Annotated in this window: 9 protein-coding genes and 2 pseudogenes; 2 read left to right on the top strand and 9 right to left on the bottom strand. The window is 69.7% G+C overall.

Features of this window, described 5'->3' with window-relative positions; genetic code table 11:
* Nucleotides 1-193: 193 nt before the first annotated feature.
* Nucleotides 194-955 (top strand): Ku protein, encoded by a 762-nt coding sequence (locus ACZ51D_RS43045; RefSeq protein ID WP_465665761.1) that lies wholly within the window; start codon nucleotides 194-196, stop codon nucleotides 953-955.
* Nucleotides 956-1,002: 47 nt separating this feature from the next.
* Here the strand turns inward: ACZ51D_RS43045 and ACZ51D_RS43050 are convergent, their stop codons facing one another.
* Nucleotides 1,003-1,197 (bottom strand): MiAMP1 family antimicrobial peptide, encoded by a 195-nt coding sequence (locus ACZ51D_RS43050; protein ID WP_465665750.1) that lies wholly within the window; start codon nucleotides 1,195-1,197, stop codon nucleotides 1,003-1,005.
* Between the two features lie 726 nt (nucleotides 1,198-1,923).
* Nucleotides 1,924-2,870 (bottom strand): annotated as a pseudogene (locus tag ACZ51D_RS43055) (SDR family NAD(P)-dependent oxidoreductase).
* A 108-nt stretch (nucleotides 2,871-2,978) separates the two neighbouring features.
* Between ACZ51D_RS43055 and ACZ51D_RS43060 the strand changes: the two are divergent.
* Complete coding sequence (locus tag ACZ51D_RS43060; RefSeq protein WP_465626327.1) at nucleotides 2,979-3,644, top strand: TetR/AcrR family transcriptional regulator; 666 nt, start codon at nucleotides 2,979-2,981, stop codon at nucleotides 3,642-3,644.
* A gap of 77 nt (nucleotides 3,645-3,721) precedes the next feature.
* Here ACZ51D_RS43060 and ACZ51D_RS43065 read toward each other — a convergent pair whose 3' ends face one another.
* The 7 genes and pseudogenes from ACZ51D_RS43065 to ACZ51D_RS43095 form a co-directional block, all read right to left on the bottom strand.
* The gene (locus tag ACZ51D_RS43065; RefSeq protein ID WP_465665752.1) at nucleotides 3,722-4,120 is read right to left on the bottom strand and encodes a hypothetical protein; all 399 of its coding nucleotides are present in this window, start codon (nucleotides 4,118-4,120) and stop codon (nucleotides 3,722-3,724) included.
* Between the two features lie 74 nt (nucleotides 4,121-4,194).
* Entirely contained in the window at nucleotides 4,195-4,503 is a 309-nt protein-coding gene (locus ACZ51D_RS43070) for a hypothetical protein (RefSeq protein WP_465665754.1), read from the bottom strand.
* A gap of 441 nt (nucleotides 4,504-4,944) precedes the next feature.
* Nucleotides 4,945-6,510: a M48 family metallopeptidase gene (locus tag ACZ51D_RS43075; RefSeq protein WP_465665756.1), complete on the bottom strand. Its 1,566-nt coding sequence runs from the start codon at nucleotides 6,508-6,510 to the stop codon at nucleotides 4,945-4,947.
* A 1,760-nt stretch (nucleotides 6,511-8,270) separates the two neighbouring features.
* Nucleotides 8,271-9,200: a hypothetical protein gene (locus tag ACZ51D_RS43080; protein ID WP_465665758.1), complete on the bottom strand. Its 930-nt coding sequence runs from the start codon at nucleotides 9,198-9,200 to the stop codon at nucleotides 8,271-8,273.
* The gene (locus ACZ51D_RS43085) at nucleotides 9,197-9,547 is read right to left on the bottom strand and encodes a PadR family transcriptional regulator (RefSeq protein WP_360510349.1); all 351 of its coding nucleotides are present in this window, start codon (nucleotides 9,545-9,547) and stop codon (nucleotides 9,197-9,199) included. The genes ACZ51D_RS43080 and ACZ51D_RS43085 overlap by 4 nt, the downstream gene beginning before the upstream one ends.
* A 365-nt stretch (nucleotides 9,548-9,912) precedes the next feature.
* Nucleotides 9,913-10,941, bottom strand: coding sequence for a phosphotransferase (locus ACZ51D_RS43090; protein ID WP_465665759.1), 1,029 nt, complete (start codon nucleotides 10,939-10,941; stop codon nucleotides 9,913-9,915).
* Between the two features lie 228 nt (nucleotides 10,942-11,169).
* Nucleotides 11,170-11,541 (bottom strand): annotated as a pseudogene (locus ACZ51D_RS43095) (transposase); the annotation flags it as partial.
* Nucleotides 11,542-11,958: the final 417 nt, after the last annotated feature.

Consider the following 11,958-nt stretch of genomic DNA (forward strand, 5'->3'; position numbering starts at 1 on the left):
ACCGAGCACCCGACCACAACATCGGACTCGCCCTGGTCACCAACCAGTAGCGAACAGGCAGGCGAGAGTCCGAACGCGACAGAAGATCATCACCGAAGGTAGAACGACAAGCTAAGGTCATCGACACCTGCGCTGAGCTGCATAAAGTCGGCCCGACTGGCCTCGCGCCACACTTCTCCCCCAGAGAACGAAGATCTACGCGCTCCTCCAGCGCGCCCTCGAACGCTCCAACCGCGCCGGCCTCGCCCTGTTCTCCATGCGCGGCAAGGAGTATCTGACCGCGATCAAGGCCGAGCGCGGAATCCTGACCGCCCACACCATGCACTTCGCCGACGAGGTCCGCGACCCCCGCCGCGAGGTCGGCAACCTCCCCGACGAGGACCTCCCGCTCCCGGAGCGGGAGCTGTCCACGGCCGAGCAGCTCATCGAGATGCTGGCGATCGACTGGGACCCGGCCCAGTGGCACGACACCTACAGCGAGAAGGTCCGCGACCTCGTCCAGGCCAAGGCCGAGGGCCGCCACATCGCGGTCAGCCAAGGCCCGCCCGCCGAAGCCACCAACGTCGTCGACCTCATGGCGATCCTCGAACGCAGCCTGGAACAGGCCCGCCACCCCGCGGGCGAGCCCGCCGACGCCAAGCCGGAGAGCCGGCAGCGCAGGAGCACCGCGAGCAGCCGAGGCCCGGCTGCCACCGCGCCCAGGACGCCGAAGGCCGCCAGCGGCACGAAGAGCACCTCCGCCCGCCGACAGGGCGCCACGGCCCCGGCCGCCCGCAAGAGCGCCAGCAAGACGCGGACCGCGAAGGAAGACCTGGACGCGCTCACCAAGGCGCAGCTGTACCAGCGCGCGGCCGACCTCGACATCCCGCACCGCTCCACGATGACCCGTGACCAGCTCCAGGACGCCCTCGAACACGCCCCCGTCAAGCGGGGCCGGCAGCTGCGAAGCGCCTGACGAAAGCCGCGCGTCACAAGCGCCGAGCCGGGCTGAGTGCCGGGTGCTCAGCAGACGATGTACATGCTCTGCCAGCCGAAGGGCGTGGACTGCTCTGCGTCCCGGTTGCTGCGAAGCACGGTGTGGACCGGGTTCCGGCCGTCAGCCGCGTTGTGCATCCGGCCGTCCTGCCCGCGCGGGATCCACCTGTAGGAGCCGTGGAAGGGGATCTGGTGGGATCCGCAGCCGTTGGTCCAGATCAACGACGAGGCATGGGAGTGGGTACGCGGGAAACACCATCTGCGGGCCCAACCGATGCGTTCGAGCTGCACTTCATGGTGCCGACAGGGACCCCTCGCCAGCTTCTCCGCGCCCGTCAGCGTCCAGCTCGGCGCGCTGGGCGCCCAGGCGCTCGCACAGTTCGATCTCCTGCTGGTGAGCGGTTCGCCGGGACGGCGGATGCGTAGTCGGTGTGCCTCTGAGACATATCGCAGTCTGGAGAACGACGGGGTCCGTGCGGCCGCGTGGCGTGGGGACGGTGATGTCCAGCTCTGGTCGCGGCGGGGCAACCCGCTGTCCGACCGCTACCCAGAGCTGCTTCCCGCGCTGCGGGCCGCCCTGAAGCCGGGCTGCGGGCCTTCTTCTTCTGGGAACGCCGGTTCTGCGGCATCGCAAATCCTTCGACACTGCCGCCCCTGACGATCCCCTCGAAGGCCTCGGCTACATGGCGTGGACGTGTTCTACGCGCTCAGCATGTCTCATGAGACATGCCGGTTAGGCCGCTTCTCACCGATCATCCGATGCAGATGTTCTTTGAGCAGGTTCCCGAGGGCCAGGCCGCCACGTACTGCCCACTTGGACGTATGCGCCGCAAGCGGCCTGCACGGCGACGAGCGGATGGTCGCCCTCGACGCGGAGTGCGTGCGCCCCGTCGGTCTTGGCGTCATCCGCTCGCGCCGCGACGGGTCGGCGCTTGCTACCAGCGCGGGCTACATGGTGGTGGCCGATCCGGAGGGAAACGGGCTCTGCTTGGACTCAGCGATGGGGAACTGCACCCCGGTGAGGACTTCGGAGACGGCCCACAGCCGCTGCTGGACCACTGCCTCGTACGACTGCGGGCTGGAGGTGACCAGTCGGGGGTGACCCTTGACCTCGTTGCGTCCGCCGGGGCCGTAGTACTGGCCGCCGAGCGCGGCGGGGTCGGTGGCGGCGCGCAGGGTCGGCAGCGCGCCCATCGCCGGCGTCTGGGTGATCAGCGGCGCGAGCCAGGTGAGCGGAAGCCGGAGGGTCGCGGGGCTGTTACGGGCGAGCTCGGTGCTGGACAGGCCGGGGTGTGCGGCCACCGCGACGGTGGTGCCGTGCGTGGCGAGCCGGCGCTGCAGCTCGTAGGTGAACATGAGGTTGGCCAGTTTGGACTGACCATAGGCGGCTGCCCGGCTGTACGACCGCTCCCATTGCAGGTCGTCGAAGTGGATCGCGGCTCGGATGCGGTGGCCGGTGCTGCTGACCGTCACCACGCGCGATCCGGGCACCGGCAGCATCAGGTCCAGCAGCAGCCCAGTGAGCGCGAAGTGGCCGAGGTGGTTGGTGCCGAACTGCATCTCGAAGCCGTCCCGGGTGGTCTGCTTCGGGGTGTACATCACGCCGGCGTTGTTGATCAGCAGGTCGAGCCGGTCGAGCCGGGACCGCAGCGCCGCCGCCGCGGTCCGGACGGAGTCGAGCGAGGTCAGGTCCAGCGCTTGTACGGTCACGTCGCCGTCATGCGGGCCGCGGCCTGCTCGCCCTTCTCGACGTTGCGCACGGCGAGCACGACGGAGGCCCCGCGCTCGGCGAGCGCCTTGGCGGTCTCGTACCCCAGGCCGGTATTGGCCCCGGTCACCACGGCCACCCGCCCGCGCTGGTCCGGAATATTTGCCGTCGTCCACTTCTCACTCATGCCGGACTCCCACCTAGTTACGTACCGAAGGTATCTTGCGTCTGCGACGATAAAGTACTCCCGGTACATTGTCAACGTACCGCAGGTACCTAAGCTAGGCTGGTGATCGTGACTTTCCAGCGGGCGCGAACCGAAGAGCAGCGGGAGATCCGCCGACGGGCGATCCTCGACATGGCGTCGGCGATGCTCGATGAGATGCCCGTGGCCGCGGTCACCCTGAACGAGCTCAGCCGCCGGGTAGGGCTGGCGAAGCCGAACGTGCTGCGCTACTTCGAGTCTCGCGAGGCGGTGCTGCTGGAACTGCTGGACCGCTTCCTGCAGGAGTGGCTGACGGAACTGGCAGGCGAGTTGGCCGCCGGCATCGACGAGAATCTGCCCATGGCCGAGCGAGCGGCAGCCGTGGCCGAGATTCTCAGCCGCTCGCTCTCCGGCCGAGTGGTGTTGTGCGACCTCTTCGGTGCACAGAGCAGCGTCCTGGAACACAACGTCTCCGTCGAGGTCGTCGCACGCTACAAGCGCGCCTCCCTGGACCGCCTGACAACCATGACCGCCCTGCTCCTGAAGTACCTGCCGGAGCTGGGCGAGAACGCGACGCTGTTCAGCCTGCAAACCATGCTCATGGCCGGCGCGCTGCCGGCGTACAGCACACCCCCACCCAGCCTGCAGGCGGCCTACCAGGCCGAGCCCGACCTCGCCCGCTTCCACTTGGAGCTGAAGGACTACTTGAAGCTGGCCCTGACCGCAACCCTCCTGGGCGCGCTACCCCGCCGCTGACCTGCGTCGCACTGGAACAGGCAAAAATCCTCTGCTCTTCTCGCACGCTCGGAGGGTGGAGGCCGGGGTGCCCGAACTCAGCGAGCCGTGCATGTGACCTGTTGCTTATAGCGGGGGCCGCGAGGGCGGAAAGGCGTGACGGTGGTTGTGGCGTCTTTGGCGAGTTGCTGCCGTAGGGCCTCGTTGTCATGGAAGAGGGCGGCGATCGCCGTCTGGGCGGCCTTCGGCTTCTTCTCCCGGAGCGTGCACTCCTGGGCCTTCGCGGTCAGGCGCTTCTTGAGGTCGGCGATGGCGGCATCGCGTTTCGCCTCACCGGGGGTGGCCTTGCCATGGGCCGCAATGTGGGCGTCCCACTCGGCTAGAACGGCCCGAGCCCGGCTCATGGTCGCGCGGCTGACCTGGGCTTCTTCGTAGAGATTCTCCTTGGTGAGGCGACCATCGGTCCGCTGCGGCCGTCCCTCGAAGAGGCGAGTCATCGCGGCTCGCAGGGCCGCGGCGGTCTTGGGCTGACCGTGTCCTCTGGAGCGTCGGTGGGTCGGGTCACCGGGGATCACCGGCCATCTTGACGACGTTGCAGGTCATGTCGAGTTCGCGTTCGGCGAGGTCGCGGCGGCAGGCGGGTGTGGAGGGGGTGTTGATGAGCTCGAGTTGGCGTGGTCTCGTCGAGCAGCGCCGTCGACAGGTACTTGCCGTACTCACACAGCGGTGGCACCGGCATCTGCGTCTCCTCGTCGAGGAACATCGGCGTCCCGTCAAGCAAGCCGCGCCGCTTCAGTAGTGCAGCGACCTCCGCGGCTGAGATGACGTCAGCCTCCAGGAACTGCTCCAGCAGCCCGGACCGCACAAAGGCAAGATCCACTCTCGTCCCTCCCTGCAGGCAGACAGGGCGCTCCCGTCAGCTCACCCGCCCCACCACCACAACGGAGCGAAACTGAACCACAGATCTCATGAGACAGAACTGAACAGCAGAAAGAAGACCTGGTGCATCTCCTCCAAACCCGATGCCCCGCCCGCCACCGTACAGGCTGCCCAGGTGCGGGCCCTGTCTGATGCGTAAGGCCTCGACGCCGCCCCCCGCTCCCGCCTGGTCCAAGCCGTCCTCGACCGCCAGCTGCGCAACGCCCGTGGTGGCGAAGCCACCTCGCGCTCCCGTCCCGGCGCGTCGCCGATGATGAGACTCCCTGGATTTCCCCACCTCACGCTCGGGTGTTCCTCAGACCTGCTCGCGCGATTCCCCACCCTGTGGTCCGTTGACTTGCGGACGGATGCCGTTCGGGAGAGGCCGCCGTATCCGCTGAAGTCACCGGCACCGTCGTACGGAGGGCACGGGGGCGTGCGAGGCGAGCAGGACTCGCAGGGGTGTGGTGTCGGGCGTGTCGGCGGTGGCGGCGTCGAGGGCGTCGTCCATGCCTTCCTCCCACGCGTCGGGCAGCGCGAGCCCGGGCCGCCCCGCCCACGCGATGTCCGCCGTGGCCTGCCCGACGGCGACCAGACGGAGGTGGACCAGGCCCGCGAGCGCGTCGAAGACCCTGGGCCGGACGAAGTTGCGGGCCGACCGCCCGGTCAGCCGCGCCGCCTGGGGCGGCTTCGGCATCCGGTCGGCGACCTCCGGCCACAGCAGACCACGGTCGAAGGCGTCGAGTATCTCCTCCAGCCCGGGCAGTTCTCCGTCCGGCTCCGAGGAGCGCAGCGTCCTGGCCACCGCGAGGCGCAGGGGGCGGGACCATCCGTCGGCATCGACGACCGCTCGGGCCAGGACCAGTTCGTCCCAGCTCATCCGCCGCATCGCCGAAGCCTCCGGTGGCAGAGCGCGCGCCTCCAGCACCGCGAACAGATGGTCCGGCTCGCGCAGCAAGCTCAGCGCGTCCGGCCCGTCCTGCCGGTCGCCACCGCCAGGTGGCAGCGCCTCGATCAGGGCGATCCGCTCCGCGGTCGGCGGGTGGGAGTCGTACGGGTGCGGGCGCGGTGGGCGGCTGCCGGTGGCGAGCTGGGCGAGTTGCTCTGCCGTCCGGGCGGCGAGCAGCCGGCGGAAGCCGCCGCCCACCTCGCCCACCGGCGGAAGCGCCGCCAGCGGCTCACCCAGGGCGGCGTACGTCGCCAGGTAGTGGCGGTATGCGGCCTCGAGCACCCAGGTGGCGTGCAGCGCGGCGGCCACCGCCTCGCGGCCGGCGTGCCGGGCGGCCACCTGGTCAGCCACGAGCTCCTGCTGACGGGCGACCGACTGCGAAGTCCTTAGGAACATCCGGGCGTACGCAGCGTAGAGGCGGCCCACCGGGTGGTGCAGCCAGGTGCCGCCGGCCTCGAACGCCCGGACGGTGTGCACGACCGCCGCCCGGCCGCGCATCGTGAGGCCGCCGAGCCGGGTGTCCCCGTGGCCGAAGTGGCCGAACTCGTGCGCGAGGACGGCGCGCAGTTGCGGGACGGTCAGCCCGGCCAGCAGCGGCAGTCCCAGGGACATCCGGCGCCATCCGGGCAACAGCCCCAGCAGATGGCTCTGTTCGGCGACGCCCGCGTTGACCTCTCCGATCAGGAACAGCTCCTCCGGCGGACGTTCCCCCGCCGCCCGGGCGGCGGCGCGGACCTCCTCCCACAGCTCCGGCTGCTCCTGCGGCGTGACCGCCACGGCCCCCGGCACCGGGCCGAGCCGTCCGGCGCGCAGCGAGGCGACCGTGCCCCGGATGATCGCCACCGCCAGGAACACGGTGACGGCCAGCACGGTTCCCTCGAACCAGGCCGCCCGCTCGGTGAGCAGGTGCGTCACCAGCAGCCAGTCGAGTACGGCCATCGCCGCCAGCAGGCCCGCACCCATCAGGTGGAAGCCGACCAGCAGCACCACCGCCCGGAGGGCACGCAATCGGAACGTCATCGGAGAACCCCCGCACAGCTCGGCCGGCCCGCGCGGGCCGACGATGATCGCGCGGAGCCTACCGCCCAGCTCAGAGGCCCTCACCAGCAGCCCCTACCCACCTCGCGGCGGGCCGCTGCGATCCGCGCCGACTACAGCCCGGGCGGGACACGGCATCGAGAAGGAACCAGGGGCCAGAACCTCGGCGCTCACTGAGACTCCCCACTCAGTTGAACACCGGAATGAGTGGGGAAGCGTGAGTAGTCCTGGCCGTTTTCCGAGATCCTCATCAGGGAGAGCGGCACCCCCATGCCACAGGCCCCACAGACACACAGGACACCAGGGACGGGCCTACGGCCCGAGACCGCCGGCCGACAAGGGCACGGCTGTCACACCCCGCCTGTCGCGCCCCGCCACACACAGGGATTCCCGGGTCCCCGCCCACGTCACACCACACGACAGGCCACGCGACAGCCCAGCGCGACACCCCAGCGCGACAGCCGGGACGGCCGCCCGGCGGCCAGGACGGCGGCGGCCCAGCCGCGGGGATGGCAGCCCGGCGACGGCCAGGACGAGGACCGAGCGGCGGGCCTCAGGCCGACACCGGCTAGGACGGCGGCGACCCGGCACGCCGACGACGGGGCGGGCGGTGGACCGCGGCGACACGGGGACCCCGTCGGTCGGCGCACCCGGTGATCGCCCGGCAAACGGCCCCGGCCGAACACGACCCGGACCATCCCGGGCCCGGCACCGCGGCCCGGGCACCGGGCCTGCGGCACCGGCTTGGCGGGTGGGGCAGTGCTGACGAGCCGTCCTCCAGGCCCTTGTTCCCCGGACGCCGGTTAGGCCGTAACCACCCCCGTGCAGACCGGGAGGTCTGCCGTTTTGTCTCCAGTGCTGGACACTCCGACACCGGCCCCACCCACGACTGCACCATAGAAGCCCCCACCGACACACCCGTGCGCAGCAGACGGCCCCGGCAGCAGACAGCCCCGAACCAGAGCCCGCAGACCGACCAGGACCGGCAACCCGCACAGGAACCCAAGGCGCAGCGGGGAGGCAGCGGCCGAAAGCTCGATCACTTGCCGAGCCGCGTGCAGGCCACTCGGCTACGGAAGGGCTTGCGTGATGAGGCCGTTCAGATGGCACTCCAACGCGGCGAGGTTGAAACACGTGGTGATCGGCAGGGTGGGGTGCCGTCTGCAGCTGGCCCTGAGGGAGTCGGACAGGCCGTCGAAGGTGAGGACTCTTTCATGAGCGACCCGGTAGAGCACGTACTCGGAGCCGTCGATCTCCTCGATGGGAAGGTCGCCCTCCCAGGCGTCCTCGTACCACCTGCGGAGACACGGCTGATGAAGAGGAGCGCGCGTTGGCCCACGGCGAGTGACCGCTGGCCCCAGTGAGTCGGTTTGCCAACGAAGCGGATCTCCGATCCCACCTTGCCCGCGAAGACCCGTGCCAAGTACACCTCTTCGACGATCGCGGTGAACTGCTGCGGGGCAGGCGAACCAGTGATCACTGCCCTGATCAGATCGTTCCGCTCCACCTTCTCCTGCAGAAAGCTCATGGGCCGATTGTCCTCCTTGCCAATGGCCGGCGAAAGACCAGCCAAGGCCGGCGGACCGGCCCAGGCCGGTGCAACACGCCCGCCCCGGCTGGGACAGCCCTACCAGGCAACCCCGAGGCCCTGCGTTCCTGCCGTGACCGCCGCTGGATCCGGAAGCGGCGCGCCGCCACTGGTGAGGGGGGTGGTTGAGGGGCCGGTCGTGGGGGGCGTGCGGTCAGTGGTGCAGGTGGTCGGGCCGTTTGGCGATCCGGGCCGTGATCCGCACCACGGGGAAGGCGATCGTGTACCCGGCGGTGAACAGCACCACCGGCAGCAGGATGAGTGCGCGGTGGTTGAGTCCCATGTCCAGGAGCAGGGGGGAGAGCAGTGGCGGGCCGGCCAGGACGGCTGTGGTCAGGGCGGCGTGCCCGACGGAGCGTGCCGTGCAGGCGACGGCGATGCCGGTGACCACCGGGGCGACGAAGTAGAACCCCATGCCGGTCGCCCGTGCCCCGAAATGGCTCCCGGCCAGGGGCAGGGCGACCTCCCCGGCCGTGATCGAGAGGGCAACCGTCCACGGGATGACGCGGCTCAGGTTCGAGACGGGGTCCGGTGGGGCGACCAGCAGGACGAGAGCGTTGAACGCGAGCAGTACGACCTGGTAGTCGCACAGGATCGGGCGAAAGAGCGCGTGGAGCAGGGGCGTGGCCAGGACGGTCACCAGGGCCATGGTCCTTGCCGCCGTTCGGTGTCCGGCCAGTACCGCCGCCGCCATCAGTACGGCCGGGGCGAGCATCAGCACGGTGACGGTGCCGACGCGGGTGCCGGAGAACGCGTACGTGTCGAACCCGGAGGCGCGGGCGATCTGGACGAGGAACCACAGGTGCCAGGCCGCGAACGTGCCGGCGAGCATCGCGGCGAGCGGAGCGGCGGTGGCCAGCGCCCGGCCCGCCGGCCGGTGGGAGAGCAGGCCCAGCCGTACCCGGGTGCCGTGCCCGGCCACGTCGGCGACCTCCCGTAGCCCGGCGAGCCGGCCGGCCCCGGCGATGTGGTGTTCGGCGTGGTCGGCGATCTCGGCCCGTGCGCCGGCTCCGTAGGAGGCCGGGTAGAGCGCGAGTGCCCACCGGAGCAGCCGGGCGTTCGTCGAGGGCCGGTCCGTGGTCATGCCGCACCTCCCGCGAGCCGGGGCCGGGAGACGGCCAGGCGCCGGTCGGCCTCACGCAGGGCTGCGCGCATCCGCTCGCTCTCCTCCGTGAGTGCCGTGGTGCCGGCCGAGGTGAGGGCGAATACGCGGCGGGGGCGCCCGTCGACCGTCTCCTCCCGTTCGACCCGGATCAGCCCTTCCGCCAGCAGCCGGTCCAGGGTGCCGTAGAGGGAGCCGGCTCCGAGCCGCACCCGGCCGTCGGAGATCGCGGCCACCTCGTCACCGAGCGCGTAGCCGTGCCGGGGCCGGTCCGCGAGGGCTGTCAGCAGGAGGAAGGTGGGCTCCTGCATGGAGCGTTTCTTCGTCATGCCCACCACCATAGTACGGTCACCGTAATGTCTGGCAAGAGCGAAGCGATCGGCAGTCATCTCGGTTGCTAGTGCTGTGAGCGCATACGTTCGCCGGATTGGTGGGTGTTCAGGCCGCTGGCGCGGTGCGGCTGGTGGAGGCGGAGATCGCCGGGCAGCTGAACCTTCGCGGTGCAAAGCTGTCAGGCATGGACACTGACAGGCGCTCGCTGTCAGGCGAAGAGCTGAAGTCCGGATCTGCTCTGCTCGATGTGGGCTTCACGGCGGTCGGCACTGCGGTGCTCGACCGGGCTCATATGAGGAATTGTCAAGACCTGTGGTTCGGGGGTTCGTGCCGTTGGCCGGGGTGCCGGGCGGAGTGTCTTTTATGGCCGTTGCGAGGGCAGCGGCTGAAGCTCGGGCCAGCGGGTGAGCATGCTCTCGCGCATGGCCGCGGCGAGCCGTCCGAAATCCTTCAGCTCGCTGCACCCGGTGGCCATCTGGCTGACGGCCCGGAGACGGTGTGCCAGCCGCTGGCGGGCGGTCGCGGTGCCCCACTTCCAGTCGCGATTCGGGACTTTGCCCAGGTGGTCGATGGTCCCGCGCTGGGCCCGCTGGACCAATGCGTCGCCCCGTAGCAGCCAGCCGGCGCATGCGTCTGTGAGATCGTCTTGGACCTCGCTGCCGGTCGCGCTGCGCCATGCCGTCCGGTAGGCGGTCTCTGCCACGTCGAGCAGTACCCGAGGCGGAGCGGTGGCACACCAGCAGGTCGGGAAGCCGATGCGTAGGTAGGCGAGTTCCACGAGCCCGTTGCCCAGTGAGGCCTGTTCGAAGTCGATGAACCTCACGCCGCTGGCGGTGTGCATGTCGTTGCCGGGACAGGGATCACCGTGCAGCAGGGCATGGCCCGTCATCCAGGTCAGGCGGTTCACCAGGCCGTCCAGCTCGGTTCGCGCGCCGGACGGCACCACCACGCCGAGCGTCTGGGCAAGCCTGAGGAAGGAGTCGGCGTCATCCTGAGTCGGGCCCGACCAGGTCGGAAGACTGTCCGTAGCGTCGGCGCGGGTGGCCGCATGGAGCCGGGCCAGCGCTGACGCGTAGTCCACGATCCAGTCCTCGCGCGGCTCCTGGTGGTCCAAATGTTCCAGGACCAGCACCCGTTCGCCCGGATCGGTGGCGAGGAGCATTGGCACCACGGGCGGGTCGACCTTGGACGCGAGTTGCAGGGCCGTGACCTCGCGGGCATACCTCTCTGCTGCTTCCGGGCCGTCGATGAGCTGCTTGACTACCACGGGTGTGCCCGACAGCTCGGCCCGCCATACCCGCGATCGCGGGCTGCTGCCCAGCCTGCGGGCCCGTTGGGGCGAACCCAGCTCAGCCCTGAGCTTCTCCCCGAAGGGCAGTCGTGACCACATGCCCTCATCCTTCCACACGTGAATACAGTTGCCGGCAGAGCGAGTTGGAGGATCGGCCAGTTCACCCTGCAGCTGGGGCAGGCGCTCGGTAGATCTTGTTCATGCGGCGGTGAGGGCTTCGGGGCGCTCGATGAGCCGGCCACGTTCGAAGCGGGCTCCGGCACGGACGAGTGGAACGAAGTGGGCGCCGTTGACCGAGCGCCACCGGGCCTGGGCGGACTCGACGAGCTTGAAGACCGGGACGAAGTCTCCCGAGGAGAGGCCGTGCAGGTAGAGCAGTGGCAGCACCTCGGCGATCTTCGGGGACTTGCGGCACCAGGGCGGCAGGATCGCCGAGGAGAACCGCTTGCGCTCGCCGGTGGCGTCGTCGACGCGCTTGTCGTTCACCCGCGGGGCCTTGACCTCGATCACACCCGCGGCGGTGGTGACCTTCCTCGGCTGGTGGTAGCCGTTGCGGACAACCAGGCGGCGCCCGCTCTCGTCCTTCTCGTGGGCCAACTCGGCGATGTAGGCGTTGACCTCGGCTTCCAGTGCGGCGGCCAGCATCCGCCTGGCGCCCTCGCGGACGATCTCGTCCAGCGGGCCTCGGTAAAGGGCGATCTCGAAGGCGTCGACGGCCCGCTAGGTCAAGCGGCATGGTGCAGCTCAGCGCCTGTGCCGCTGAGGCTAGTCCGTGCAACACGTGTGGCGCTATCGCTGGATCGAGTGACCCCGGCTCCACCTCGACCCCGCAGAGCTATGCCGATAGTCCTGAGGGAAATACCGGCACCCGAAGAAGCAGCTACCAGTGGTGGTCCCTGAACGACAGCTCGACGCCACTGAGGCCTTGACAGGTGCAGCCGTGACGGGATTCCGGAGGAAAGCCGACCGCCAAATCATCCCGGGCCGCGTTCGGAGGCGCACCGATATCCTCAAATTCCAATAAGGGCGTCCGCCAGTAGGTGCCGAGCTAATCGGTAGTAGCAGGGCAGGCACGGTTCGCCCGATCATGGAGTTCTCTACGCTTCATGATCACCG

This window comes from Kitasatospora sp. NPDC033851 (genome assembly GCF_055576085.1).